Raw genomic sequence first — 26,678 nt, forward strand, 5'->3', positions numbered from 1 at the left:
AATTGGCTAACTTTGCGTACTATTTGGTTAAATTAAAAAGAATGAATATTTCGAAGCAAATTGCCTTTATTGGTAGCCTTGGTGTCGCTTCGCTTTTGATGATTACAGGTTGTACAAAACAACTCCATCCAACGCAAAAAGATTTCCAACAATATCATATCAATAGCGATATGCAAGCTGATCCTGCAGTCGTGTCAATCTACGAACCCTTCAAACACAAAATGGAAGCGGAGATGAATCGTGTGATTGGACATGCGGACAAGGCATTGACAAAAGAGAAAACAGCGGAAACATTAATGGGCAATTTTTTTTGTGAAGCCTTGTTGTGGATGAGTGAACACAATGCCCATAACCCCGCGGATTTGGCGTTCGCAACAAAAGGTGGTATCCGAAATGATCTTAAAGCAGGCGATATTACAGTAGGACATATTTTTGAGGTTATGCCCTTTGAGAACACATTGACGATACTCGAGCTCAAAGGTAGTCAGATTCGTCAGCTGGCTGACTATATTGCTACAACACATGGACAACCTATAGCCGGAATGACGTTGACAATTACGGGCAACAAAGCTCAGGACATAAAGATCAAAGGTCAAGCTATTGAAGACAATAAGTTATATAAATTAGTGACCTATGATTATCTTGCCAATGGTGGTGACAACCTCAGCCTGTTGACACAACCTGTATCCCGGGCTAATTATCCGCAACGCATGCGTGAAGGTTTGATTGAATATGTGAGCGAATTAACAAAAGAAGGCAAAAAAGTAAATGCAGAATTAGATGGAAGAATTAAAATCAATTAACCGAAGATCTTTTATCAAGCAAGTTGGTGGATTTTCTGCTGCAGTTGCTTTGGGATCACTTCCTTTTCAAGTCGACGCGAAGAGCAAAAAGGTAAAACTTACAATTTTACATACCAACGATGTTCATAGCCGTATTGAACCGTTTCCAATGGACGGCGGGAAATATCAGGGATTGGCTGGTGTTGCGCGCCGAAGTACACTGATCAATAAAATCCGCAAAGAAGAAGAACATCTTCTATTACTCGATGCAGGCGATATGTTTCAAGGTACCCCCTATTTTAATCTTTTTGGAGGAAAACTTGAACTTGACCTCATGACAAAGTTAGGTTATGATGCCGGGACATTTGGAAATCATGAATTTGACAATGGTCTTGACGGTCTTGTAAAGTACCTGGATCACGCTAAATTTCCGTTCTTAACGGCAAATTACGACTTCAAAGGAACCGTATTGGAGGGCAGAACCCAAGATTATACCATATTCCATAAAGGTGGAATAAAAATAGGCGTGTTTGGACTAGGGGTAGATATTGAGGGATTGGTTGACCCCAATAACTTCAGGGGAATGAAATATTTGGATCCTATTGAAGTTTCCAACAAGGTGGTCCGCACATTGAAAGAAAAACACAAATGTGATTTGGTCATCTGTTTATCGCATTTGGGCTATCAATATGAAAACGACAAGGTGTCGGATCTGATCCTTGCCGCCAAAACCTCAGACATTGATCTCATTATAGGAGGACATACGCACACCTTCTTAAATGAACCAACACTGGTTACAAATTTAAAAGGAACAAAGACCGTTGTGAATCAAGTCGGTTTTGCTGGAATTAATCTAGGACGTATTGACTTTATTATGGAACCAGGGTCTGACAAGAAACAAATGGTCGCAAGTACCTATCAGGTCAATCCGACAATTCCGGAGTCCATGTTGGCATAATATAATCTAATTTTAACAAATGCCAAGTTGACTAATCAATTTGGCATTTTTTTTACCAATACTATAAGAAGACGTATGAAGTAAAAACTTATACGGTCTATACACGCTGATTCGTCATTCAATGAAAAGAATTTTATCGATTTACCTCGACTCCTTTAAGGGACTGTCTCAAGCCGCATGGCTACTTGCCATAGTGATGCTCATTAATAGAATGGGAAGTATGGTGATTCCCTTTCTTGGCCTCTACATGACCCAGGTTCTACATTTTGACATTAAACAGGTCGGTGTGGTATTGATGAGTTATGGATTCGGCTCCGTTTGTGGTTCCTATATTGGTGGCTGGCTGACTGACCGGATTGGCAGCTTCAAGGTTCAGTTCGGAAGTCTGGTATTGGCGGCCCCTTTATTCTTACTGATCCCACATTTCAAAGAGGTACAGTCCTTATCCATCATGATTTTTACGTTAAGCTTAATCTTTGATGCCTTCAGACCTGCAAACTCCGTGTCAGTGGCAAGTTACGCTAAACCCGAAAATATCACGCGCGCCTTTTCATTGAATCGTCTTGCCATAAATCTGGGATTTTCAATCGGCCCGGCGGTGGCTGGATTTTTGGCCACCATCTCATTCAATTGGATCTTTTATGGAAATTCTTTTGCCGTCCTTTGCGCTGCAGTGATTTTCTTTGTCTTTTTTCATAAACGAGAAAAAAGAAGCGATATTAAATCTACAAAAGAGATTACTGCTGAAAACGAATTACCTCAAAAGACACGAAATCCCTATACCGACCTGCCTTTTGTCTTATTCAATATCTTTTGTTGCATTTTCTCATTCTGTTTCTTTCAGTTGATCACAACGTTACCTATTTTCTACCGAGAAGTTCACCATTTGAATGATCACCAAATCGGATTTCTACTCGGCTGGAGTGGATTCGTTATCGTATTACTGGAGATGTTCATTGTCCATATAGCTGAAAAAAGATTCTCGCTTATAAGCACGCTCGTCTTTGGAACATTTTTATGTGCCAGCTCTTATGCCATGTTAAATTTTTCAGGTGGACTCGGGTGGTTATATTTCACATTCTTTATCTTCGGCCTTGGCGAGATGCTGACACTACCATTTATGGCAACGGTTTCTGTTAACCGTTCGACACCTAAAACACAAGGAGCATACATGGGGTTCAATTCGTTGGCATTTTCAGCTGCAAATATATTTTCGCCGCTTTTAGGGACTAGCATTGTCGATTCCTTCGGTTTTACAACCTTATGGTGGGCAACCGCATTAACCTTATCTGCTACGGCGATCGGATTCTACTTGGTTCTGAGATGGATGAAGTAACCTACACTTGAGAAATGAAAAACGGGTGTATGCTCATGTGAGATACACCCGTTTTTCATTAAACATGCCTGAAACCTACCAAATTTTGATACGTTTATCGACCGGAACAAACATTTTGTCGCCGTTCTTTGTATCCCAAGCCTTATGGAAAGCATCTAGGTTAATGATTGGGGCAAAAGCACGGTACTGTGCTGGAGAATGTGGATCAGTTTTTACTTGATTGACCACAAACTCATCGGTAGTTTTCGTTCTCCAAATCGTTGCCCAGGAAAGGAAAAAGCGCTGGTCCTGTGTAAAACCATCTATTAAACCAGGATTTCCCTTATCGTTCAGATAGAGTTGCAATGCATCAAAAGCCACTGATGAGCCACCTAAATCCCCAATATTCTCCCCTAATGTAAAGCGACCGTTCACAAAAACACCTGGTACAGGTTCGTAGGACTCAAACTGACGTACCAAAGCATCAGCTGCTGCTTCAAATTTCGCCTTATCACTGTCGCTCCACCAATTGTTCAGGTTTCCATTCCCATCGTATTTCGCACCCTGGTCGTCAAATCCGTGCGAAAGTTCGTGACCAATTACCGCACCAATACCGCCGAAATTAACTGCAGCATCAGCTTTATAATCATAGAATGGCGGCTGAAGAATCGCTGCTGGAAAGACAATCTCATTAAACAGTGGACTATAGTAAGCGTTCACAGTCTGTGGAGTCATCCCCCATTCAGATTTGTCCACTGGCTTATCTTGTTTCGCCAAATTCTGGTAAAATGCCCATTTACTCGAAGCTAATACATTTTCATACAACGATGTCCCAACATCAAGTTTGCTAAAATCTTTCCATTTATCCGGGTAACCAATTTTAACTTTAAACTTAGTCAGTTTGTCCAATGCCTTTACTTTCGTTTCATCCGACATCCAAGTCAATCCCTTGATATGCTGCCCGAAAGATTTAACGAGGTAGCTTACAAGCTCTTCCGCTTCAGCTTTGGCCTTTGGAGGGAAGTTTTCTTTCACATACAATTTCCCTAATAACTCACCTGCGATCGAATTGACAAATTCCACACCGCGCTTGTCCAGAGCACGCTGCTCCTTTTGTCCTTTTAACTTACGACCCCAGAAATCAAAATACAGATCATTTAACTCCTGTGTAGTATATGACGCTGCATTATTTAAAATATGAAATGTCAATAGCTCTTTGATCACCGGTAGATTTTCAGGGTTGAAAACCCGATCCAAATTTTCGTAATACTTTATTTCCGGTACAATAACAGTATCAGCCTTAAAACCGACATCCTTTAGGTACTTTGCAATATCGACGTTTTTCACAATCTTTTTTAGATCGGCTACAGCGATCGGATTATATCGCCCATTTGCATCGCGTGATTGCTCAACGGTTTTAAGGTTTGCCGCCAGCTGCTTTTCAAAGGCGACAATTTTTGGACCTTTTAAATCCTTCGTAATTTGGCCTGATTTAGCATAAAGTGCAGAAATATAATTTGAATAATCCGTTAACGTTTCTTCGTTCTTCTTATCTTTTACTTGATAATAAGAACGTCCAAGCCCCAGACTTCCTCCGCCGAGGTATACTGTATTAACATCGGAATTTTTAAGATGCGCATATACATAGCCACTAAAAAAAGGATTTCCACCAATCGGTGCTACCTCAACAAGATAGTTGTATAAATCATCAAAATTTTTAATTGCTGCAATTTTAGCAAGATAAGGTTTAACAGGTTCTAAACCAAGTTTATTACGTGTTTTCATATCCACAAATGATTTATACAAATCACCTATCTTCTGATTGTCTGTACCCTTTTGGAATTGTCCAGTTAGCGATTCTTGCAAGACCTTCAACGTAGCAATATCGGTGTTTTCACGCAATTCGTCGAAAGAACCCCAACGTGCTTTATCAGAGGGTATTTTGACTGTTTTCATCCAGTGTCCATTCACAAAATTATAAAAGTCATCTTGAGGACGAACACTCTTGTCCATGTAACTCACATTGATTGCGTTGTTTTGCGCTTGGCCCGCCAATGAGCCGCAGGTCAACAAAGCTGCTAAAAGTAGATTTTTCTTCATATAAAAATTTAGTTTGTCTATCGCTATACACAAACTTAAGCAAAGTTCTTCTATTGTTAATGCAACAATTGGGATTCTAATCGCAACTAAAATTAATGGGGATAATTAAGTCTTGGTTTTATTGCGTGTTGATTTACGTAGTACAAGGATAAAAATCAGTAGAAACAGTGCGACACCGGCAATCCAAATCCACGGATTAGCATACCATAACGTCCCATTCGCTTCTTTAAGCTTTTGATTCTCTTCCAGGGTAACCTGTGCTTTCAATAAAAAAACTGAAAAAACAGGACAAACTATTAAAGCAGTCTTTTTCATATTTAATCACTTCATATGAATAGAATACTCTTTTAGCTGTTTTTGTTTGAAGGAATTAAATTATCCTTGTTTGATTTCGCCTAAATAAACCACGTCTTTTAGATCAAAAGGAGTTTCTTGATACACAAAGTAATTCAACCAATTATTGAAAAGAAGATTCGCATGACTTGTCCAGCGCACCAGAGGGCGATTTTCGGGGTTGTCATCAACATAATAATTTGCCGGCATAGCAATCTCCTGCCCTTTTTCTAAGTCTCTTTTATACTCTTCATCCAGTGTAAAAGGAGCATATTCTGAATGTCCCGTCAAATAAAACTCGCGTCCCCCGCGTGAAGAAACGATAGCAATACCGGCTTCTGGCGATTCTGAAAGAATTTCTAAACCCTCTTTTACCAGGAGATCATCCTTCTCAATTGTTGTATGGCGGCTGTGCGGTATAAAGAACTCATCGTCAAATCCACGGAATAAAGGATGTCTTTTGTTTAACGCAGTGTGCTTAAATACACCAAAAAGTTTTTCCGTTAATGGCTTCTTCTCTACACCATAGAAATGATACAATGCAGCTTGAGACGCCCAACAGATATACAAACTTGATGTTACATGGGTCCTTGCCCAGTCGAAGATGGTCTGAATTTCATCCCAGTAGGTCACTTCCTCAAAAGCAACCATTTCAACTGGAGCCCCCGTAATAATCATTCCGTCGTAGAAATTCTCCTTAACCTCGGTCAAGCTCTTGTAAAACATTTCCAAATGCTCTTCGGGGGTATTCTTTGAAACATGCGTTTCAAGTCGCAAAAATTCCATTTCCACCTGCAAAGGATTATTTGACAGCAAACGAATAAAATCTGTCTCTGTCGTAATTTTAAGCGGCATTAAGTTCAGTACCAAAACACGAAGCGGTCTGATATCCTGCTCATTTGCTCTTAAATCACTCATGACAAATATATTCTCCTTTTTCAACAGCTCAATGGCAGGAAGGTTATTAGGAAGTTTGACCGGCATAGATAATTTCTCCTTATACAATTAGCATGCAAAATTAGCAAGAAAATGCCATAAATGCTAAATGAAACATAAATTATCTTCCATTATATTGTTATAGTCTCCAAGACCAAAAGCTATTCCTTGCTTAAATCCAATAGGGATTTTCTGAATTTCTGCGACCCAAAGTTCATTCCACCTACGTGTTTAATGACCAGCTTACCAGCCTTATCCAAAATAATCGTTGTTGGTATGCTTGTGGTACTCAATTCTTTGGGTAAAGCCGAATTTAATTGATAGACCGGTAGACTATATTTTCTTTTCGCCATAAACTTCCGCGAAGCGCTAAGATTTCCATCGATATCGACAGCCAAAATAACAATAGCATCGTTGCCCTTAAAGTCCTTATAGAGTTGATCCAAGGAAGGCATCTCAGCAAGACATGGTGGACACCATGTCGCCCATAAATTAATAACCACAACTTTTCCTTTGAGCTGGTTTAGGCTCAATATATTGTTTTTACTGTCCCTAAAACTAAGATTGTATCCTTCGGTTCTGCTCTTATTCTCCTCCTCGACCACACAATGCTTGCTTGCTTTAACCAAAAATGGATTGCAAAACAACAAACTAACCAATAAAAGGAGACTATAATTTACTTTTTTTGTCATATAACACTTTAACTAAGCTTAAACATTACCATAACGTTTGTATCCTAATTTGATTGCTTTTATAGCAGAAAATTAATCGAATTTTTTCACGCGTTTTTTTAACGGATTTTTCAGCGGCAATGGAGGTTTAAAATTCGGTGTTAGAATACGAAAGCGAAAAGGTAAGTGTAAAAGATATTACAAACAAATTTAGGGATATGTATATTATATAGTATGAAAATAAGTAAATGAATATGAGCAAAGAGAAATCAATACAAGAAATTGAAATTAACGGCAAAGTTTACCAGTATAGTTCTATTAAAGATCTCCCTCAAGGTAATGTTATGCACCTACCGTTCAGCATCCGGATACTACTGGAAAATGTATTGCGAAACCATGATGGATTCAGTATCACAGACGAGCATGTCAATACCCTGATTCATTGGACTCCACAACCTGTTGACAAAGATATCCCCTTCAAACCGGCCAGAATTTTAATGCAGGATTTCACCGGAGTACCTGCTGTAGTCGATATGGCATCACTACGTGCCGAATTTATCCGTCATGGCAAGGATGGACAAAAAATAAATCCTGCTATCCCGGTGGATCTGGTCATTGATCATTCCGTTCAGGTCGACTACTTTGGTACACAGTACTCGTATGACAAGAATGTCGAGTTGGAATATGAACGCAACCGTGAGCGTTATGAACTCCTTAAATGGGCACAGAAAGGATTAAAAAATTTTACCGTTGTTCCCCCAGGTATGGGTATCTGCCATCAGGTCAACTTGGAATATCTTGCCAAAGGAGTCATTGAACGTGACAATTGGCTTTTTCCTGACACATTAGTAGGGACAGATTCGCATACACCAATGGTCAATGGTATTGGTGTATTAGGTTGGGGAGTTGGTGGTATTGAGGCCGAGGCAGCCATGCTTGGACAACCCATCTTTTTCACCTGCCCCGAGGTTATCGGCCTTAAACTTACGGGCAAAATACCAGCGACATGCACCGCGACGGACATGGTTCTTTCCATCACAAAAATACTTCGTGATACAGGTGTTGTGGGCAAATTTGTTGAAGTATTTGGCGATGGATTGGACAGCCTTTCGGTGACAGATCGTGCGACAATATCCAATATGTCACCAGAATTCGGCTGTACGGTTACCTATTTTCCGATCGATGACCGAACCCTTGAATACATGCATAGCACCAATCGAAGTGCCGAACAGATTAAAATTGTTGAAGATTATTGTAAAAGCAATTTACTTTGGCGGACAGGCAAGGAAGAAATTCAATATTCGTCGGTTGTTGAATTCAATTTATCAAGTCTGGAGCCAACTGTATCCGGCCCTAAGCGACCTCAGGATAAAATTCTTGTGAAAGATCTAAAAACTACATTTTCACATCTCTTGGATAGCGAACACCATCGACAGTATATCCCTGTTCTACAGCGATCGGAATCTGCTTGGCTTGCCGACGGCGGGTCTGGTACGGAGTTTACCTTTGGTAAGGTACCTATTGAACATGATTCACCGCATGAAGTTATCCAAGAGTCTATTCATGCTGTGCGCATCAAGCACAATCATAAAGAATATATTGTCAGTGATGGCAGTATTGCCATTGCCGCCATAACAAGCTGTACCAATACGTCGAACCCTACTGTGATGATCGGCGCAGGATTATTGGCCCGTAACGCTATCGAGCGTGGACTGCGGACCAAATCCTGGGTAAAGACCTCCTTAGCCCCTGGTTCAAAAGTCGTTACACAATACCTTGAAAGATCAGGACTTAGTGCTGATCTCGATGCCCTGCGTTTTCACACGGTGGGTTACGGTTGTACCTCCTGTATTGGAAACTCGGGTCCTCTTCCACCACAAATAGCAGAGGCAGTGGAAAAAGGTGAACTCATTGTCGCATCGGTATTGTCTGGTAACCGAAATTTTGAGGCGCGTGTGCATCCTCAGGTAAAAATGAACTTTTTAATGTCGCCGATGCTTGTTGTTGCCTATGCGTTAGTCGGAAGAGTTGATATTAATCTTTTGGAGGAGCCGCTCGACTACGACCCGAATGGTGAGCCCGTATATCTGAAAGATATTTGGCCGAGCCGCGAGGATATTATGGAAACCGTCAATGCCTGCGTCAAACAATCGGATTTTCAAGAAGTTTATGATGTCATCTTCGATGGTTCAACAGACTGGCAAGAACTTGAAGTGAATCTGGATCAAAATTACCAGTGGGACAACACGTCTACCTACATTAAAGAATCACCTTTTTTTGAAAATTTACAGGCTGTACCAAATCCGATACAAGACATCCAAAATGCAAGGGTGTTACTTTATCTTGGTGATTCGGTTACAACGGATCATATCTCACCTGCAGGGTCATTCAAAGAAGAAACTGCGGCTGGGCAATACCTCAGCGCACATCAGGTAAGTAAAGAAGATTTTAATTCGTATGGATCTAGACGTGGGAACCACGAAGTTATGATGCGTGGAACATTTGCCAATGTGCGTATTAAAAACAAAATTACTGATCGTGAAGGTGGATTTAGCCGTTATTTCCCAAGCAATGAGGTGAAGACGGTATATGAAACCGCAATGGAATATCGAAAAAACAACACTGCACTCATTGTGCTGGCAGGAAAAGAGTATGGTTCGGGCTCCTCAAGAGATTGGGCTGCAAAGGGAACATTCCTGCTCGGCGTACGGGCGGTTATTGCTGAAAGTTTTGAGCGTATTCACCGAAGTAATCTTGTCGGTATGGGGGTAGCACCACTTGTGTTTATCAATGACGAAAATGCAGAGAAATTAGGACTAGATGGAACAGAAGTCTATAGCATCACGGGACTTGCGAACGATTTAACACCCCATAAACTCCTCTCGGTAAAGGCGGTGCATGACAATGGAAAAACAACCACATTTCAAGTGAAAGCAAGACTCGATTCTGCCATTGAAATCGAATATTTTAAGAATGACGGTATTCTGCAATATGTGCTACGGCAATATTTAAAAAACAACTAATATTCGGCAAATTGAAGAATCGAAATAGCTAAAAAAGTAAAGGGCACTCTATAGAGTGCCCTTTAACAACTATATTAAAACCTACCAGAGTTCTACAATACTTCAGTCTTGCCCCCAGAATTATGTTTTATGGCTATGCCAAATATAGTTGGAAAAAATTACCCTTTTTATCCCTGAAATCAGGTATTTTGCATATAATCGGATGTAGCGCATTCACTTCATTTTAAAGTAAAATCATTCGGGAGAATTGTTTATTTTCGCTAAGATCAATGCCAACAGCATACAGAATGAAAGAACTTATCGAACAAACAATCACGAAACAAACATGGACTCCTGAACTGAAACAAGTTCAGGAATTCTACAAATGCACCTTTGAGCAATGTGATTTTCAGAGCGCGGAACTGTTAGACCTCATTTTCACAAATTGTGAATTTAAATCGTGTAATCTTTCCAACGTCAGTCTGAAGGGCACACAACTAGATCATGTTGTCTTTAATGACTGCAAAATGCTAGGTATACACTTTAATGAATGTAGTTCATTTTCCTTTCATGTTAATTTCAGCAACTCGGTATTGGATTACTCCTCTTTTTTTGAACGAAATATAAAGAAATTTCAGTTTGATCACTGTTCGTTACAACATGTGGATTTTGAACGAGCTAATCTGCAACAGGCGGTGTTTAGAAAAGCGAATTTGTTAAATGCCCGTTTTATACAAAGCAATCTCGAAGGCTGTGATTTTCGGTCCTCCATCAACATCCAGCTCGATCCCGAGGCCAATCGCATGAAAAAAAGTAAATTTGGTCGGGAACAGCTGCCTGGACTATTGCTTAAATATCAGTTGGCCATCGATTAAATCTCAGAATGGGGTTTGATAAGGGCCTGAAGATCGTTGCATGAGATCGGCTCGATTTCGATTTATCATTAAATAACGGATTTCAGGGATATAACACCTTACATTGAATCAGGATATTTGTCTTTCAAAGTTTAAGAAGATGAAAAAAATATCCCTATCGTTCGTAGCTATCTTGGCGGCCAGCAGCATGTCGTTTGCACAAATCAATAAAGCATTCAAGATCAACTATGCCATTACCTATTCCGTCGATCCCAGCGAAGAAGCGCAAGCAGCTCCAGTTTCTGTCTACGAAGCTTATGTTAACAATGATAAAATAAAAGTTGTATCGGCTTCCGGAGACGGCGAAGAGTCCATCTTTCTCGTTAAAAAAAATGAAGAGCAATCGGTTATATTATACCCAGGACTGGCAAAATATGTCGTGAAAGAAAATGAGCTTAGCTCACATGCGATCAAACTCGTCCCAAACCAGACGAAAATGATCGCTGGTTATCCCTGCAAACTAGCGCAGGTAGAAATTCCTATTTCGGAAGATAACGCGGAAAACAGTACCCTATCGATTTGGTATAGCGATAAACTGCCAGTCGCCTATTGGGAGGGCTTTGATCTGTTCAAAAAAATACCTGGGGCTGTGCTGCAGCTAACAACACCGCTTGGCATGAATATGATTGCGCAGAACATCACCGATAGCCAACTGGACGAAAAGGATTTTATTGTACCTGAGGATTATGAACAAGTAGCATCCATTTATGATGACGAAGAGGATGCGGAAGATAGCAACCAGATTGCTGAAAATCTCTATTTATTTGAAGATGCTGCAACTAGCCTTTTGGGGGTAAAAGACGGCGATGAAAAAACAATTGTGCCAGCACAATACCTTTACATTGCTCCATTTGTTGGCGACCTGAGTATAGTTCAATATAAAGATGAAAAATATGGTGCCATTAATCTCACCGGTAAACCAATCCTCCCCTTCCGATACGATTATTTAGGTTACGATGACCATCTTGGCCAACTGGTTTTTGGACTAAACGAAAAATATGGGGTCATGGATAAGTCTGGTAAAATTTTGATCCCAGCAAATTATGATATGATATCATTCATTAACGGGGGCTATGCTGTATTTCAAGTGAAAGATAAATATGGCATATTGAATCAAGCGGGTAAAATAATTGTCCCGGCAACGTATAGCTTTATTTCTGAAAACAATGCAACGCATTTCGTCAGCATTGAAAACGACAAGTATAATCTTACTGATATTAAGACCAATAAAATCGTTGCGCCCGACTACGATTTGATTTCAATTACCGAAGAACCCAATCTTTTCCTTGCAAGCAAAGGTGGAAAGTATGGGTATTTAGATGGTCAGGGAAAAGTTGCAATACCATTTATATACAGTGGAGCTACCTCGTTCAGCGATGGCGTGGCTTCTGTTTCATTAGCGGATTCGGACGATGTAATTTTGATTAATACAAAAGGCGAACGTGTGGAAATAGATGCTGCGGCAGAGGCAACAGATATAATTTAAACATCAGCAACCAAAAAAGGCAACAGATCTATCTGTTGCCTTTTTGGTTGCTGATCATCAATGATCAGTATAAGGTTATTTTTTCTTTTTAAACAGCATTTTGCCGATCGTAAATAAAATCACCACAATTATGCCTCCACCTAGGCCAAATAACAGCTCTTTTAGCATGCTTGGCAGAGCGGGTAGCGCGTGATGTAAGAAATCAATATAATGCGCAAATATTCCGCCTGAAACTAAAATTAAAGCAAATGTACCAACCACAGCCAATAACTTGATAACAAAAGGCAGTGCGCGGACTAAAAAACGACCTAAACTCGCTACAGGGCCTTTCTCACGGGAGGTTTTAATCAATTTATAACCCGCATCGTCCATCCGAACGATAAGTGCCACAATACCATAGACTCCAACTGTGGCTAAAAAAGCAACAACCGAAACCGTAATAATTTGTAAGGACAAGCTTTTTCCAAGAACTGTTCCTAAAGCGATAATGACGATCTCCACGGAAAGAATAAAATCTGTCGTGATAGCCGATTTTACCTTCGCTTTTTCAACAGCAACTGAGTTTTCAGCAACGACAGTCTCTACTTTCGTTTCTTCTGTAGCATGTTTGCGGTGAAACAGGTATTCAATAATCTTTTCAACACCTTCAAAAGCAAGGTAGAAACCACCCAAAATTAAAATATATTTGATGGCAATTGGAAAAAAGACGTTCAGTAATAAAGCAATAGGTACAATGATCAACTTATTGAGCAGCGAACCCTTTGTAATTGCCCATAAAACTGGGAGCTCACGTGAAGCCAAAAAACCAGTCGCTTTCTCTGCATTTACCGCTAAATCGTCACCTAAGATTCCAGCAGTTTTTTTTGTTGCGATTTTGCTCGCCACTGCTACATCATCCATCAACGCTGCAATATCATCTAGTATTGCAAATATTCCTGAAGCCATATTTATATAAAAATTGAACGTAAAAATATAAATTTAATTCAATTTTGAACTAAAGAATTTAATCCATTTGTAATATTAAGCTACATTACATTTGATTTAAATACGTAATTTTAATACCACAAGGACAACCGTTATGAAAAATTCACTTACACTGCAGGAACAGTCAATGCTACTTGAAACACTAAAACAAAGGTTTCAGAAATTTCCTAAAAGACATCCACAGATCAGTTGGGATGATGTTGCGCATAAATTACTTGAAAATCCCAAGAAATTGTGGAGCTTGTTCCAAATGGAAAAGAGCGCTGGCGAACCCGACCTTATTCTGATTGATGCAAACAAAGAACAGTATGCTTTTGTGGATTGTGCTGAAGAAAGTCCCAAAGGAAGAAGAAGCCTCTGTTTTGACCAAAGAGCCATGGATGAAAGGAAAGAAAACAAGCCTATTGGGAATGCTGTGGAAGAAGCTAAGAAAATGGGGACTGAGCTACTAAATGAAGAACAATATCGCCAACTTCAACAATTAGGTGAATTTGATTTAAAAACTTCCAGCTGGATACAAACACCAGATGCCATCCGCAAGCTTGGAGGTGCCTTATTCTGTGACCGACGTTACAACCAAGTCTTTACCTATCATAATGGCGCAATCTCCTATTATGCCGCACGTGGATTTCGCTGCATACTTTTTCTTTAAAAGTCCCTAACCTTCAAAATTTAAAACCTATATGAAAACAATTGTAATAGCCACCCTGCTCTTTTGCTGGGGAGCTGCCCAACCGCTTTTTTCACAAGTATCTTTTCCATCGTTCTTGGAAGGGACATGGAAGGTGGACAATAAAGAGCAATACGAACAATGGGATCGTATAAATGAACACGAATTAAAGGGACTTTCCTATACGTTGAAAAATGGGCAAAAGATCGTCAGTGAATACCTAAAATTGACCAAAATAAAGGATAAAGTTGTATACACAGCACTGGTCATCGGACAAAACCATGGAAAAGAAGTCAATTTTGAGCTAAGTTATCAGGATAGTACCTATACGTTTATCAATGAGGCCCATGATTTCCCCAATTACATTCGGTACACACCAGTCGCCACAAACCGACTTCACATTGTAGTGGAAGGAAAATCGGGAAGAGCCAGGTCTTTTTATGCGAGCAGAATTGCACCGACCACGACTGAAGGAAACCCAAATTACGATCAAGAGCTCGCAAAAAAATTGGGGGCTGATGATTATGGAATGAAATCCTACATCTTTGTCCTCCTCAAAACTGGCGAGAATAAAACAACAGACAAACAATTCATTAATGAATGTTTCAAAGGTCACATGGAAAATATCAATCGTCTCGTAAAAAATGGGCAATTGATTGTTGCTGGCCCATTTGGAAAAAATGACGACAACTTTCGGGGCCTTTTTATCTTAAATAACATGGCTTCAACTGATGCGGCAAAGCATATTTTAGAGAACGATCCAGCGATAAAAAACGGCCTCTTAGAAGCTTCGTTTTACCCCTGGTATGGTTCAGCTGCCTTGGCAGAATATCTGTCCCAAGTAGATAAAATCTGGAAAAAACAACATTAGCCCTTTGGTCATGACATAGGGTTGTCATTGGCCGATCTAACTTTGGGGAAAACTAAGCGAAATGAATAATAAAATAATCCCTTCATTCAGTATAATAGGTCTTGCCATCCGTACAAGCAACCAAAATGGGCAGGCGGCGAAAGACATTCCAGAACTTTGGGCCCGCTTTTTTAAAGAAGATGTGTTGAGCCGTATTCCCAACAAGATATCCAGCGAACTCTATTGTATCTATACCGAATATGAAAAAGATCACACATTGCCTTATACGACTTTATTAGGCTGTAAAGTCAGCAATCTTGAAGAACTACCCGAAGACTTGGACGGTATTCATATCGCTGAAAACCATTACCGACATTTTACAGCAGAAGGAAATTTGGAAGATGGCATCGTTTATGAAACTTGGCAAAGGATATGGCGTTCGGATTTACCCAGAACGTATGCCGCAGACCTCGAAATATATGGCGAAAAAGCCCAAAACCCACACGATGCAAAGGTGGATATATACATAGGCATTCATTAGGGTCTTTATCGTAACAAAACGTATGTGTTAAGGTATTTATCGTTTATTTTAAACTAAATAACCCTTACCTTTGTGTCGATTTAAAGAAAAACATGATGCAAGGCAATACGACATACAGAAAAAAAGTTGTTCGATATAGCTATCTAAAATTAATTGGAAGTTCAGCGCTCGTCAGTATCGTTTGTTGTGTATTGGCATACAGCCTCAAACACAGCACAGCTTATGTACAGGAAGAATTGTTTGAAAGTGTATCTTCCTGGGATGCCAAACTTTTTATTGTTTTACCCAGCATAGGTATTACAGCGATTTACTTCTTACGGAAATACGCTTTTCAAAACAGAAAAAACAAAGGGATCAAAGAAATTTATACGACACTAGAAACAAGAAAAGACCATTTACCTTTTTTTAAGATTCCTTCACATTATATCAATGGTTTTCTAACGGTAGTTTTTGGTGGGTCAACCGGTGTTGAAGTTTCTACAGTTGTTGCATCAGCCACGGTGGGTAACCAAGCGTATAAGCGATTACATCCAGCTTGGGCTTACAAAACCGAGTTGATCTGCGCTGGCGTAATCGCTGGAGTCACCCTGTTGTTTGGAAGTGCATTGGGTGGTTTTCTTTTTGCTTTTGAGGTAATTGCACGCAGATATAACAAGACCTTGCTCATTAGCGGACTAACTTCAATGGCCCTGGCTTCCGTATTTGTCTATTATCTTGACGCAAGTCCTTTGTTTACATTTGAGGTAAAAGCATGGCGATGGCAAGCGATCCCTTTTGTCGCTATTTTGGGATTGATTGGCGGGATTTTAGCATTATATTTTACTAAAACGGTAATTTATGCGAAGTCCTATTTTGCAGGCATAAAAAGTAATTTTATCCGTGTCAACTTGGGTGCAATCACCGTTGGAACATTTATCTTTTTCTTACCGGTACTCTATGGCGACAGCTATCATGGTCTTGGAGAGGTTCTAAAAAGCAGTCTGCATGATTCTGTCAATTTACTTTACTTTCTTCCGTTGATCCTGCTTGTTCTCTTAAAACCTTTTGTGGCTTCTCTGACGCTAGGTGCTGGTGGTGACGGCGGCGTTTTTGCCCCCAGTATTGTTACAGGTGCATTGTTAGGCGTTTTGTTTGCACAGCTTTGCAACCATTATCTAGGCACACAATTGGTGGTTATTAATTTTGCCCTTTTTGGTGCTGCAGCAATGCTTTCTGCGGCTATACATGCACCTTTCACGGCGATCTTTATTATTGCAAGCCTTGTTCCTTCCGGATATTTATTACTAGCCCCCCTACTCATCAGCAGTTTTATTGCGAAAACGCTAGCTAAAAAACTATATCCTTATAACGTATACACCTATAAGGAAGTGGCGACGGCCAGGTAATCAAAAGAAATTAAATACGAAAGCGGCTCAGACATCAATCTGAGCCGCTTTTTCTTGCCATTAGTCTTCTCTGCTCCCATCATCTGCCATGCGGACAATCTTGGGCGAAAATTTTGCCACGACATCAACAAGATCTTTTTGTGAAGCCATGACAGTGTGGATGTCTTTATAGGCCATCGGCGCTTCATCCATCCCTGCTCCAAGCAGCATAACACCTTGATCTTTAAGCATCGCATGAAGGTCATGGGAAGATAAGGTTTTAATCGCTTGTGTACGGCTCATCAGTCGACCTGCCCCATGAGATGCCGATTGTATAGCATTCGACTCCCCTTTTCCGCGAACCAAAAACCCTGGTGTCGCCATGGAGCCCGGAATAATCCCCATTACCCCTTTTGCAGCGGGCGTCGCACCCTTTCGGTGTACAATAACATCTTGACCATTCCAAGTTTCCTTCCATGCAAAATTGTGGTGATTTTCAACTTTCGCCAACAATTCAGCTCCTAAAGCCAACGTGATCTTGTCATGGATCACTTCGTGGCAGGCTGACGCATAATCGCCAGCGAGATTCATGGCCAGCCAATACTCCTGTCCCTCATGGCTATCCAGGTCCAAATAAGCCAGATTTTCCGCTTGATAAGGTAACTTACACAGGGATTTGGCCAGCTTGGTATAATGTGCTGCTAGGGTAGCGCCCATTCCTCTTGAACCCGAATGTGTCAACAAACCCAAATAACTGCCGCTATCAATGTTTAAAACCTCATCTCTTTCCTCAAATTCGACTATACCAAATTCCACAAAATGATTCCCCCCACCGGAAGAGCCCAATTGGGTCCAGGCTTTATCCTTCAAGGAGGAAAGTAAACTATTCTCATTGAATAATTTGTTTTCCAGTACAGCATGATCTACGCGTTCATGTCTCAGGTATCCATTACCAGCCCCAAATTTACTGTTTCGTAGAATAATATCTTTCAGCGTCATTATATTGTGCTCCACAAATGAACCCGGTAGATCAAAGATGGACAAAGCCATGCGACAGCCAATATCGACACCAACACCATAAGGGATCACGGCATTATTTGTCGCCAGAACTCCTCCGATTGGCAATCCGTATCCTTGATGGGCGTCTGGCATCAATGCTCCGGCAACCGAAACTGGTAATTTCATGGCGATATTCATCTGTGCTTTCGCCCCTGTTTCAATTTCAGACGAACCGTAAATGGTATAATCCGCCGGGTTTTCGTTCAAGACAATTAATGACTTGTCAATTGCCTCTTGCCCAAGCAGAGCACTCGCTAAAATTCCGAAAACAGCATCATCAGAATAGCTGGTCGGATTTTCCAAAACAGCTTTAAACTTTTCAAGCATTTCTGCCCGCGTAAAACCGTGTCTTTTACTGTTGATCTTCAGTGCTACTCCCAAGCTATGATTTTCTTTATATCCCAAAGCAATTAAGTCATTGCCGTTTATTCTCTTATTTTCCATTTTCTTACTTTCTAATTTATAGAGTAGCTTTACAAATCCTCCAAAGCAGGTAACAACAGCTCTTTACGTTGCTACCTGCACCTCTTTCAATTTAATAATCTTTTATTTCACAAACAATTGTTTGAGTTGGTCAACAATCTGTCCATTTCCGGAAACCGAAATCGTATTGATCTTTTCTGCGATCTTTTCGACATATTCCATTTCCTTCAACTTAAACAACATACTGTTTTCTTCCATCAGTTTCGCCGTATTCAACAGACTCCGTGTCGAAGCGGTCTCTTCGCGACGCATGATGCTATTTGCCTGCGCCCTCTTCTCTGCAATCAACACCTGGTTCATGATGTCCCGCACATCCCCTGGTAAAATAACATCTTTAACACCGCAGGTCAACAGTGTTAGTCCCATGCTCGCAACCTGTTGTAATGTATTTTCTAAGATATAGCCTTGTATTTCAGTCTTCCGCTCCATCAGCTCGTCTAACGTCATCTGCCCGATATAGGACCGTAGGGTCTACTGCATCAACGAATACAATTGCTTCTCGTGGTCTTTATTATTCAATAGTGCTTTGACAATATCCACAATCTGATATTGCAGCGTGAAATTGATTCTGATCTGTGCTTTATCTTTAGACAAGATCTCCTGTCCTACCACCTCCAAGGTCAAAACCCGCATATCAGCTTTTGAAATCGCTATGGTTTTTGCATTCTTCCACCAATAATACGTTCCCGACTTCAAGATATCCACAAACACACCGTCTACAAAAAGCAGGGCTTTCTCATTTGGTTCAATTTTATACTGACGTACATAATAGCTCAAACTCTGTTTCTCCAACAACTGACGATTTAAAGATGCCGGAACCTCAATCTCCGCAATGTCTTCCAGTTGAAATCTGCGTTCACGCAATTCCTTCCAAAAAACATGTCTGCCGGAGGCTAACGTCTTTTCGAAATTATTATTCAAAAAAACAAGACAAATCTCCGTATCGCCCACCTCAACGATGTCAACCAATTCACTAAAACCTGCCAACTGCAAAAGCACATCGATATTACGATCGGAAGGAAATGAATGAGTAGTTGTATATTTCTCCAGTTTTTCACCAAATCCCAACCAATAGTTACCGGATTTTAAAACACGGACCACCATATTGTTTTTAATAACCAATCCGATTTCCGCTGTAGTTATCTGTACTCTTTTCATTTGTATATTCTTTTAAATTTTAATTATTGCTATTATAAAACCTGCTATTTTTTATCCCTTGACCTCAAGCGGGATTCAAAAGCCCAAGTATCCGCTTTTAAAATCAAAAGTCGGTGAACAAATACCCCATCTTATTGGTCACGACTTTTTAGTATAAATTCAAATACCACATCTTAGGAATCTCAGGCCATCAATCAATTGCATAGTCGCATGAAAACAGCGCATAAGCAGGATAAAAAGATAGCAAGCTTCTACCAAATGACCTTTTTAAAGAAGGTCTTAACTTTGAATGTCCGAATGGACAGTTCGGTGCAATACCCTTATGCTATTCCATCCGAAAATGGAAGTGGGATTCGAACCCACACGATTGAGCTGTTGTTCTACCCAGACTGAACTATCCTGATTGCTCAGGAGTAGGAATCGAACCTACGACCCACAACTATCTGCTCTGCTCTACCCTTGAGCTACCTTTTTACGGGAGAGGACTCGAACCTCTAACACGAGCACTTTCCTTTCAACTTCTCGTTTTATCAGTATATTGATTCTCATAGAGAACAATACTAACCTGCTATACTGAAACAGGTGACCAGGATGCCACTGAAGAAGAAAGGCTTCTTTAATACTTCATCAAGAAGTATATATCTTAAAGCTATTCGCTATAATTTCATCAAAGAACGTTTGTCATTGTTGACATTACAAATATCGTTGGGTTAATGCGCAGGGAATTTGCGTAGAAAAAAAAAGAAGTAAAAAAAATATAGAGAAAACATAAAATGCTGTTATACAGCAATTAAAAATAAATAATTAGCATCAGAAAGAAACAAGGGACTCTTAACTACGCAGATGTATTGCGTTTATACGCCACACGATCGGCACACAGAGCTTTGCTTTATTTCAACAAGAATGGGAAATAGGATTTTTTGGTAAATATGCTGTAGAAATATAGCGGTAATCCGTGATCGTGTTATGGGATTTATATCCTAATTTTACACCCAAATAAAAGACGATATCAAAAGATGAAAAGTTTGTATGCAACAATACTGCTGTTTTACATGCTAGCGAGCTGTATAAATCCAACGAAAAACCATAAAAGCACTGCAGTGGAACATCCTGCAAAGCAGGTTTTAATCAACGACGGCACAGGCACAGTGAAGCAAAACACGACAATTGCTCAGCATCAGCAAGCGGAAGATTGGTTAAAAGAGATTTTTAAATGTAAAAGTTCTGCATCCGGCAAATATTGTTACTATCTGGACAAAGAAGATGCCTTATGTACCAAACGCTTTCAGGCGTTCTTAAAAGATGCCAATGAAATTTACGGGCCATCTAACCTCACAGATGAAGAACTGCCCAAAGCTGAAGCAGCTTACAAAGCTAAATGGGAAAAAATCTATCCCTTATATACAGCGGAAACCTGGTTATTTGGAAGAGGTAATGACGACGCATTGGATATCAAGGATGTTAAAATCGACAAAATAACGGAGAGCAAGTTTATCGTATTTATTGATTACGGCGATAATATCCGAACCAAAAACGAGGTTCAATTGGTCCATGAGCAAGGTTCTTATAAAATAGACTACTGCAAGACGACTTTCCTACATTAACCGTAATCCCTCCTAAAAAATGAGCATGCCAATTCCCCAGACGATAAATTGGCATGTCAAATGTTCTTATTATGTGCTATTTTAATAAAGCTTGTGAACTATTGTTCCATTTGACGAGATTTCCCTGATGAATAAGCCCATGGACGGTCGAGATCCGAGAAACTGCTTCTGCTGAACAACTCGCGTCGACAAAAAGAAGGCTAGCATCATCTCCTACTTTCGGCCATACCGAATTCCCGTGGTCATCAAGCGGGATTTTGCCATTGGTCGCATAACAAAGGCAACGAGATAGCTCGAATTCAGTTTCATAACCATATAATTGCGCGGCTAGATTGGCTTTCTGAAGCATATTACCACTACCAAAAGTACCCCAATGATCCTGAACATTGTCATTCCCCACAAAAACTTCCACTCCCGCCTTTTTCAGTTCCCGAAATGGCATCAACATATTGCGGAAAGGAACCGAACTGCATATACCGACTTTCGCTTCTGCCAGTCGTTCGGCCATGTGTTCTAAGTCTTTTTTCGGCAGGTAGCCTAAGGCGAAAGCATGACTGATAAATGTGCGTCCCTGTAATGCGGGGTTTTCCAATGCTTTATCAATCAAATATTCCATAGTTTTAACACCTGATTCTCCACCTTCATGCAAGTGGATATCGATTCCCTTGTTATTGTCCAATGCAAGTCGAACCGTCAAGTCCATCGGTTTCTCGATACTGCCGTCAATACTAAAGGGATCCAAACCACCGATAAAATCCACCTGTTCCCATTTTGCAACTTCCTCCATTAACTTCGCGGATTCTGTATAGAATAGACCATGTTGGGGGAATGCGACCAGTTCTGCAGCAAAGGAATACTTTAAATGTTCCAGTGCCTGTAACAGATGTTCCAATGACTTCGTCCCCGATGTTGGGTCTACATTAAAATGTGCGCGCGCAAAATTTGTTCCGTAGCCCTGCAATAGCGCAATCAATTTTTCGGCCCGTTCGACAGAGGTTTTCAACAATTCAGGGATGATGATCTGTTCCTTGGCAATCATATCTTTTACAGTCCTGTTTTTTGGAAATACCGCCTTCCAGGGCAGGCCGTATAAAGTTTTATCTAAATGAATGTGCATGTCACGGAATGGCGGTAAGGCCAATTTACCTTTCATGTCGAAGCCTTTTCCGTCAATCCCCGATTGCGCTGGCTCTATATTTTTTATTTTATTTGCCTCGATTTGAATATCAAATAATGCCGTTTTCGTAGCAACAATTTCTTCCTTCTCATAAAGAAAGCCTGTTTCTAGCAATACGTTCCTCAACAAATAAGTATCTTGATTTTGATTGATTTCATTCATGCTTAAATCATTTTCACCAAAGCTAAGTGATTTGGGACAATGATCCTTGTATGAATTATCACAGCTTGTGTAGAAATTATGGCTGCGCTTTAAACTGACTTGGTGTCATATTTGTATGGCATTTAAAAAACTTGCTGAAGCTTGCATTATCGTAAAATCCCAGATCAAAGACAATAGCTTTGATCGTTTTATCCGAAATTTTAAGCAAGCGCTTTGCTTCCAATAACACGCGTTCCTGAATCAAAAATGAAGCTGACTTGTGTAACACCCGATTACTTAACACATTCAGATAGTTTGCGGATATATTTAGCTTCTCGGCATAAAAAGCAACGGATTTTTCACTTTTATACCATTCATCGATAAGCTGAACAAATTTTGCCACAATCGGATTATCCTGATGTTGTTCATAATCATGATAATTATCCTGAACGATCTTGCTAATCAGAAGGGCAATTACTTTAACCCGCGCGTAAATCAATTCCCATAGGATATGATCGTCCGCTAGATCAGCTGCAATTGCTTTAAATTCTGCCGATAGCGACTGAAAGTGGATCGCTGAAAGATCAATGACCAAATGCTTTAGATAATAAGAAATAGGAAATCGCAATGCAGGTAATAAGCTTTCGAACCAACGTCTGCTGATCATGAGCTGCAATGCATGGGTCGAGTCGTCCATCTTCCACTGATGTACCTGACCTGGAAAAACGAGATGTAATTGATTACATCCAAGCGTAAAGTGATCGAAGTCTATGGTATGCGTACCTACAGACTCTTCAAATAATAAGAGAATAAAGAAATCATGTTTATGCGGCTCATTAATTTCCCGAGGACCAATAAGTTCGTGAAAAAGCAGGTCACAATCCGCAATAATCCCTTCCTGGAATTTTTGCAGATCTAGTATTGGAAAATGGTCGTTGGGTTGATACATAAACAGTATTCCAAAGATAGTATCTAAATATTAAAACAAAAAACAAAAGCTAGTGAGAGCTGGTAACAATACTAAAAATTACTTCCAACTTATGACCAGCTTCATACTGTAAACACAGTGAGTCCACAGTAAGTCCACGTTGAGTCCACCTTTTTTATGTGCAACTACCATGGCTTCATCGTACAGACATACTGCTTACAGTCCGAAGTTGATTACTAATAGGCTATAATTTTTTCTAACGAAGCCCTTAAGCTTGCCCGCAATTATTGACAGAAATTGTTACGATTATCATTATTGATTAATATCAAAAAAACGTTACTTTGAAATAGTTTATAGGGTCTGATTTAGGTCGAATGCCTATGCCTCATTTCCAACTTAAGATCGAAACATGCAAATTGAAATAGGGAGTATATTTTACGAAATAGTACTTTGGAATAAAGATTACATCCAGATTCTAGGTAGTTCATCACCCTATCGTGTATATGCTCCAGCGCATTGCGATGTTGCTTTCCTCAAAGAGTACATTAAGCTAAATCCTCCAGAAAATAAATCGGAAGATTCATCCTATTCCTATCTGGAAGATCCCTACTACCTATTTGGAAAACCTTATTTGGTCAAGATTTATCCGTCCGCAATGCTACCAACTGTTGAATTGACAGCAACGAGCATATGTGTATATCAAAAGAAGAACACAAATACCTTGAACTTACTGTACAAATGGTGCCAGGAATTACTCTACCATGAAGTCGTCAAGCAAATTGCTTACTGGGAGGAGCAATTGGATATATATGATGTGGCAACAGTAACCATCCGTAAACTACCCAAAAGTGATTTTAGAATCGTTGAAGGTGGATTTCAATTTTCAAATCGACTCATAGATTTTAAAAAAGAACACATCAATCTAATTATTCTAAAGGCTTTCTGTAAATTTGCGGATAAGACCCGAAAGGAAACAGAAGCAATTTTCAATCTATATATCCCAAACTGGAGAGATCTTTATTAGCACACTATAATAAAATGGCAGAAATTAGCATCAGAATAGCGATAGAAAAAGACAGTTTAATCATACCGTTCACCGATCAAGAGCTCCTACCATTCGTCGACAAACATCAGAAAGAAATCAATGATTACGTTATCGATCAATTGGAAGATAAAGATGGCGGCCCGCATTTAAGTGACTTTAGCGTCAACAGGCTGACTTTTTTTGCTGATCAGACAGGTGGCTCTTTTAGACTTCATTTTAAAATTGACCGTCAATTTTGCTGCAGTGATCTTTTATCTTGTCAAACGGATTATATAGACTTTAAATTCAATAAATCGAACAATACAATCACATTAACAGGAGGTTATATATCTTGGACAACTCAATAAAAGAGAGGCGAATACCCGAGCGTTATCAAGTTAATACAAGTTCATTTTCTTTCTATTGGTCGAGAGGTCTTGGCGTGGAATTGCTTCGCAAATTGCCGACTAAACCTTCGATCGCTGCTGCCGATCAATTTGTACCTTTACTCGATCAATTTGACAATAGCTGCGACCAGCTTGTCGAACAGCTCCACCTAAAAATTGGTTTCCCTCAAGGTCAACAACTGCTTAAAGATGCACTTGCAGGAAAGCCTATTGATGCCGCATACGAACCCATATTGCAGAATTTTCTACAGACATTGGATCTCAGTCCCTCTTGGTTAGATTGGGATAAAATAGAGCAAGGCATTGGCCTCAGCCAACGTTCGGGCTTATCAGGACTTGTCGTATTACGGGACTATGTCCTCATGGGGGGCTATGAATCCAGTGCCATCAATAAACCCCTAATTTTTACAGGTGCGTTAAAAAAAGGTGCTGTCAAAAGGCTCACCGAAACGGTCACCTTTTGGGTTGACGTCACAGGTAACAATGCACTGAAAAAGGGTAATATCGGCATTGAGGCCATCCTACTTACCCGATGTATCCATTCGTATGCTCGGTTAAATATTCTAAAGCACGGTCAGTGGCAAACAGAAAAATGGGGCATCCCTTTAAACACTTGGGATATGCTTGCGACCAACCTCGGATTCTCTCTTGTTTATCTAACAGGGCTAAAACGCATGAAATTCAATATATTGAAAAGCGAGGTTGATGGTTTATTCCATGTTTGGAAATTTATTGGGACATTGCTGGGCATTCCCACGCAATTGCTACCCGACACCGAGGAGCAAGCTATTGAAGCGTTGTATTATTGGACGATGACCCAACAATCAGGAGATCAGGATAGTTTAGCCTTAGCAAAAGCGCTCATGGAAGAGCCCATTAAAGCAGCCTACCCCACAAACAAATGGGGACGAAAGCTTATGCGTGAAATTCATCTCTACTACAATCATTATCTATTGGGAGACTATTCGTGTTCATTACTTGGTTTAAGGAAAACGGTACTCGGTAAAATCGCTTATGTGAATATCTTAAAAAATAAAAAAGCAAATCATATGATCACCGACAGCCTATGGCGACAACAACAGATTGACAAAGGAAGAAAGATACACGAGGGTGTGAAACAAATCTATCTGAAATACAATTAACCAACATTGCGCTCGTAAGGCACCCGTGTCGCAATGGACCGTCCTAAGGTCAGTTCATCCACATATTCCAATTCACCACCAAAGGCTATACCGCGGGCAATGGTTGTAATTTTAACATCAAACTCACGCAATTTGCGATATAAATAAAAAATGGTGGTATCCCCTTCCATTGTTGCTGAAAGTGCCAGAATAACTTCTTCCACCTCACCTCTTTGAATTCGATTGAGTAATCCCTCAATTTTTAGATCCGCAGGACCAATACCGTCCATTGGCGAAATTAACCCACCCAATACATGATATACACCTTGATAGGAATTTGTATTTTCAATGGCCATCACATCACGTGTATCTTCCACAACACAAATCAAGCTTTTATCACGTTTAAAGGAGGCACATATCTCACATATACTGTGATCCGAAATATTGAAACATTCCTGGCAATACTGAATATCTTCTTTCAAGCGATCAATAGCGGCTGTAAAACGGGCTACATCCGCATCGGATTGCTTCAGCAGATGCAAAACCAGTCGTAATGCTGTCTTTTGCCCTACGCCTGGTAGTTTTCCAAATTCAGCGACGGCATTCTCAAGAAGTTTAGAAGAAAAATTCATAATGCAAATGTAAGAATAATCAGAAAAAGTAGCTACTA

23 protein-coding genes, 1 tRNA gene and 1 pseudogene are annotated in these 26,678 nt (G+C 40.1%); 14 read left to right on the plus strand and 11 right to left on the minus strand.

What is annotated here, in order from left to right; genetic code table 11:
• Positions 1–41: 41 nt before the first annotated feature.
• The 3 genes from B4Z47_RS06245 (at position 42) to B4Z47_RS06255 (ending at position 3,076) form a co-directional block, all read left to right on the plus strand.
• Positions 42–803, plus strand: coding sequence for a 5'-nucleotidase C-terminal domain-containing protein (locus tag B4Z47_RS06245; protein ID WP_236560201.1), 762 nt, complete (start codon positions 42–44; stop codon positions 801–803).
• Entirely contained in the window at positions 781–1,740 is a 960-nt protein-coding gene (locus B4Z47_RS06250) for a bifunctional metallophosphatase/5'-nucleotidase (protein WP_046673333.1), read from the plus strand. The genes B4Z47_RS06245 and B4Z47_RS06250 overlap by 23 nt, the downstream gene beginning before the upstream one ends.
• Positions 1,741–1,861: 121 nt before the next feature.
• Positions 1,862–3,076, plus strand: coding sequence for an MFS transporter (locus B4Z47_RS06255; RefSeq protein ID WP_070564026.1), 1,215 nt, complete (start codon positions 1,862–1,864; stop codon positions 3,074–3,076).
• Between the two features lie 75 nt (positions 3,077–3,151).
• Here B4Z47_RS06255 and B4Z47_RS06260 read toward each other — a convergent pair whose 3' ends face one another.
• From B4Z47_RS06260 to B4Z47_RS06275, 4 genes are all read right to left on the minus strand, one after another.
• Entirely contained in the window at positions 3,152–5,155 is a 2,004-nt protein-coding gene (locus tag B4Z47_RS06260; protein ID WP_046673331.1) for a M13 family metallopeptidase, read from the minus strand.
• Positions 5,156–5,260: 105 nt separating this feature from the next.
• Positions 5,261–5,470 (minus strand): hypothetical protein, encoded by a 210-nt coding sequence (locus B4Z47_RS06265; protein ID WP_046673330.1) that lies wholly within the window; start codon positions 5,468–5,470, stop codon positions 5,261–5,263.
• A gap of 60 nt (positions 5,471–5,530) precedes the next feature.
• Entirely contained in the window at positions 5,531–6,472 is a 942-nt protein-coding gene (gene metA / locus B4Z47_RS06270; RefSeq protein ID WP_112374108.1) for a homoserine O-acetyltransferase MetA, read from the minus strand.
• A gap of 113 nt (positions 6,473–6,585) precedes the next feature.
• Complete coding sequence (locus tag B4Z47_RS06275; RefSeq protein ID WP_070564020.1) at positions 6,586–7,116, minus strand: TlpA family protein disulfide reductase; 531 nt, start codon at positions 7,114–7,116, stop codon at positions 6,586–6,588.
• Between the two features lie 233 nt (positions 7,117–7,349).
• On the opposite strand from B4Z47_RS06275, the gene acnA reads away from it, so the two are divergent.
• The 3 genes from acnA (at position 7,350) to B4Z47_RS06290 (ending at position 12,497) form a co-directional block, all read left to right on the plus strand.
• Positions 7,350–10,118, plus strand: a complete 2,769-nt coding sequence (gene acnA, locus B4Z47_RS06280; protein WP_236560202.1) for an aconitate hydratase AcnA — start codon at positions 7,350–7,352, stop codon at positions 10,116–10,118.
• Positions 10,119–10,405: 287 nt separating this feature from the next.
• Complete coding sequence (locus tag B4Z47_RS06285; protein ID WP_070564014.1) at positions 10,406–10,972, plus strand: pentapeptide repeat-containing protein; 567 nt, start codon at positions 10,406–10,408, stop codon at positions 10,970–10,972.
• Positions 10,973–11,111: 139 nt separating this feature from the next.
• Positions 11,112–12,497, plus strand: coding sequence for a WG repeat-containing protein (locus B4Z47_RS06290; protein ID WP_070564010.1), 1,386 nt, complete (start codon positions 11,112–11,114; stop codon positions 12,495–12,497).
• A 75-nt stretch (positions 12,498–12,572) separates the two neighbouring features.
• Here B4Z47_RS06290 and B4Z47_RS06295 read toward each other — a convergent pair whose 3' ends face one another.
• Complete coding sequence (locus B4Z47_RS06295) at positions 12,573–13,442, minus strand: DUF808 domain-containing protein (RefSeq protein WP_112374105.1); 870 nt, start codon at positions 13,440–13,442, stop codon at positions 12,573–12,575.
• Between the two features lie 133 nt (positions 13,443–13,575).
• Between B4Z47_RS06295 and B4Z47_RS06300 the strand changes: the two genes are divergently transcribed.
• The 4 genes from B4Z47_RS06300 to B4Z47_RS06315 all read left to right on the plus strand — a co-directional run bounded on the left by B4Z47_RS06300 (position 13,576) and on the right by B4Z47_RS06315 (position 16,927).
• On the plus strand, positions 13,576–14,133 hold the full coding sequence (locus B4Z47_RS06300; protein WP_070564004.1) for a DUF4256 domain-containing protein: 558 nt from the start codon (positions 13,576–13,578) through the stop codon (positions 14,131–14,133).
• A gap of 31 nt (positions 14,134–14,164) precedes the next feature.
• Positions 14,165–15,022 (plus strand): DUF6265 family protein, encoded by an 858-nt coding sequence (locus B4Z47_RS06305; protein WP_070564001.1) that lies wholly within the window; start codon positions 14,165–14,167, stop codon positions 15,020–15,022.
• Positions 15,023–15,083: 61 nt separating this feature from the next.
• Positions 15,084–15,542: a GyrI-like domain-containing protein gene (locus tag B4Z47_RS06310; protein WP_046673474.1), complete on the plus strand. Its 459-nt coding sequence runs from the start codon at positions 15,084–15,086 to the stop codon at positions 15,540–15,542.
• Positions 15,543–15,634: 92 nt separating this feature from the next.
• Entirely contained in the window at positions 15,635–16,927 is a 1,293-nt protein-coding gene (locus B4Z47_RS06315) for a chloride channel protein (protein ID WP_236560203.1), read from the plus strand.
• A gap of 60 nt (positions 16,928–16,987) precedes the next feature.
• Here B4Z47_RS06315 and B4Z47_RS06320 read toward each other — a convergent pair whose 3' ends face one another.
• The 3 genes and pseudogenes from B4Z47_RS06320 to B4Z47_RS06330 form a co-directional block, all read right to left on the minus strand.
• Positions 16,988–18,409: an RtcB family protein gene (locus B4Z47_RS06320; RefSeq protein WP_070563998.1), complete on the minus strand. Its 1,422-nt coding sequence runs from the start codon at positions 18,407–18,409 to the stop codon at positions 16,988–16,990.
• 102 nt (positions 18,410–18,511) lie between these two features.
• A pseudogene (locus B4Z47_RS06325) lies at positions 18,512–19,606 on the minus strand (slipin family protein).
• A gap of 407 nt (positions 19,607–20,013) precedes the next feature.
• Positions 20,014–20,075: transfer RNA gene (locus tag B4Z47_RS06330), tRNA-OTHER, on the minus strand.
• A 547-nt stretch (positions 20,076–20,622) separates the two neighbouring features.
• Here B4Z47_RS06330 and B4Z47_RS06335 point away from each other — a divergent pair.
• Positions 20,623–21,210: a hypothetical protein gene (locus B4Z47_RS06335; RefSeq protein WP_236560204.1), complete on the plus strand. Its 588-nt coding sequence runs from the start codon at positions 20,623–20,625 to the stop codon at positions 21,208–21,210.
• Between the two features lie 76 nt (positions 21,211–21,286).
• On the opposite strand, the gene B4Z47_RS06340 is transcribed toward B4Z47_RS06335, so the two are convergent.
• Complete coding sequence (locus B4Z47_RS06340; protein WP_070563993.1) at positions 21,287–22,549, minus strand: amidohydrolase; 1,263 nt, start codon at positions 22,547–22,549, stop codon at positions 21,287–21,289.
• 76 nt (positions 22,550–22,625) lie between these two features.
• Entirely contained in the window at positions 22,626–23,477 is an 852-nt protein-coding gene (locus B4Z47_RS06345) for an AraC family transcriptional regulator (protein ID WP_070563990.1), read from the minus strand.
• Positions 23,478–23,865: 388 nt separating this feature from the next.
• Between B4Z47_RS06345 and B4Z47_RS06350 the strand changes: the two genes are divergently transcribed.
• The 3 genes from B4Z47_RS06350 to B4Z47_RS06360 are packed head-to-tail and all read left to right on the plus strand — an operon-like array spanning position 23,866 to position 26,029.
• Positions 23,866–24,480: a hypothetical protein gene (locus B4Z47_RS06350; RefSeq protein ID WP_070563987.1), complete on the plus strand. Its 615-nt coding sequence runs from the start codon at positions 23,866–23,868 to the stop codon at positions 24,478–24,480.
• A 14-nt stretch (positions 24,481–24,494) separates the two neighbouring features.
• Entirely contained in the window at positions 24,495–24,848 is a 354-nt protein-coding gene (locus tag B4Z47_RS06355; RefSeq protein ID WP_070563983.1) for a hypothetical protein, read from the plus strand.
• Positions 24,833–26,029, plus strand: coding sequence for an oxygenase MpaB family protein (locus tag B4Z47_RS06360; RefSeq protein WP_236560205.1), 1,197 nt, complete (start codon positions 24,833–24,835; stop codon positions 26,027–26,029). Before B4Z47_RS06355 ends, B4Z47_RS06360 begins: the two co-directional genes overlap by 16 nt.
• Here B4Z47_RS06360 and recR read toward each other — a convergent pair.
• Complete coding sequence (gene recR, locus B4Z47_RS06365; RefSeq protein WP_046673482.1) at positions 26,026–26,640, minus strand: recombination mediator RecR; 615 nt, start codon at positions 26,638–26,640, stop codon at positions 26,026–26,028. The two genes, B4Z47_RS06360 and recR, sit on opposite strands and share 4 nt — an antisense overlap.
• Between the last annotated feature and the right edge of the window lie 38 nt (positions 26,641–26,678).

This window comes from Sphingobacterium sp. UBA2610 (assembly GCF_002339225.1).
Classification (GTDB): Bacteria; Bacteroidota; Bacteroidia; order Sphingobacteriales; family Sphingobacteriaceae; genus Sphingobacterium; species Sphingobacterium multivorum.

What these genes read in the sequence shown, in the direction of transcription:
- metA (WP_112374108.1), bottom strand. Translation starts at nt 6,472, where the DNA reads ATGCCGGTCAAACTTCCTAATAACCTTCCTGCCATTGAGCTGTTGAAA.
- B4Z47_RS06300 (WP_070564004.1), top strand. Translation starts at nt 13,576, where the DNA reads ATGAAAAATTCACTTACACTGCAGGAACAGTCAATGCTACTTGAAACA.
- recR (WP_046673482.1), bottom strand. Translation starts at nt 26,640, where the DNA reads ATGAATTTTTCTTCTAAACTTCTTGAGAATGCCGTCGCTGAATTTGGA.
- B4Z47_RS06255 (WP_070564026.1), top strand. Translation starts at nt 1,862, where the DNA reads ATGAAAAGAATTTTATCGATTTACCTCGACTCCTTTAAGGGACTGTCT.
- B4Z47_RS06285 (WP_070564014.1), top strand. Translation starts at nt 10,406, where the DNA reads ATGAAAGAACTTATCGAACAAACAATCACGAAACAAACATGGACTCCT.
- B4Z47_RS06320 (WP_070563998.1), bottom strand. Translation starts at nt 18,409, where the DNA reads ATGGAAAATAAGAGAATAAACGGCAATGACTTAATTGCTTTGGGATAT.
- B4Z47_RS06260 (WP_046673331.1), bottom strand. Translation starts at nt 5,155, where the DNA reads ATGAAGAAAAATCTACTTTTAGCAGCTTTGTTGACCTGCGGCTCATTG.
- B4Z47_RS06335 (WP_236560204.1), top strand. Translation starts at nt 20,623, where the DNA reads ATGAAAAGTTTGTATGCAACAATACTGCTGTTTTACATGCTAGCGAGC.
- B4Z47_RS06265 (WP_046673330.1), bottom strand. Translation starts at nt 5,470, where the DNA reads ATGAAAAAGACTGCTTTAATAGTTTGTCCTGTTTTTTCAGTTTTTTTA.
- B4Z47_RS06345 (WP_070563990.1), bottom strand. Translation starts at nt 23,477, where the DNA reads ATGTATCAACCCAACGACCATTTTCCAATACTAGATCTGCAAAAATTC.
- B4Z47_RS06250 (WP_046673333.1), top strand. Translation starts at nt 781, where the DNA reads ATGGAAGAATTAAAATCAATTAACCGAAGATCTTTTATCAAGCAAGTT.
- B4Z47_RS06355 (WP_070563983.1), top strand. Translation starts at nt 24,495, where the DNA reads ATGGCAGAAATTAGCATCAGAATAGCGATAGAAAAAGACAGTTTAATC.
- B4Z47_RS06245 (WP_236560201.1), top strand. Translation starts at nt 42, where the DNA reads ATGAATATTTCGAAGCAAATTGCCTTTATTGGTAGCCTTGGTGTCGCT.
- B4Z47_RS06340 (WP_070563993.1), bottom strand. Translation starts at nt 22,549, where the DNA reads ATGAATGAAATCAATCAAAATCAAGATACTTATTTGTTGAGGAACGTA.
- B4Z47_RS06315 (WP_236560203.1), top strand. Translation starts at nt 15,635, where the DNA reads ATGATGCAAGGCAATACGACATACAGAAAAAAAGTTGTTCGATATAGC.
- B4Z47_RS06290 (WP_070564010.1), top strand. Translation starts at nt 11,112, where the DNA reads ATGAAAAAAATATCCCTATCGTTCGTAGCTATCTTGGCGGCCAGCAGC.
- acnA (WP_236560202.1), top strand. Translation starts at nt 7,350, where the DNA reads ATGAGCAAAGAGAAATCAATACAAGAAATTGAAATTAACGGCAAAGTT.
- B4Z47_RS06275 (WP_070564020.1), bottom strand. Translation starts at nt 7,116, where the DNA reads ATGACAAAAAAAGTAAATTATAGTCTCCTTTTATTGGTTAGTTTGTTG.
- B4Z47_RS06305 (WP_070564001.1), top strand. Translation starts at nt 14,165, where the DNA reads ATGAAAACAATTGTAATAGCCACCCTGCTCTTTTGCTGGGGAGCTGCC.
- B4Z47_RS06295 (WP_112374105.1), bottom strand. Translation starts at nt 13,442, where the DNA reads ATGGCTTCAGGAATATTTGCAATACTAGATGATATTGCAGCGTTGATG.
- B4Z47_RS06310 (WP_046673474.1), top strand. Translation starts at nt 15,084, where the DNA reads ATGAATAATAAAATAATCCCTTCATTCAGTATAATAGGTCTTGCCATC.
- B4Z47_RS06350 (WP_070563987.1), top strand. Translation starts at nt 23,866, where the DNA reads ATGCAAATTGAAATAGGGAGTATATTTTACGAAATAGTACTTTGGAAT.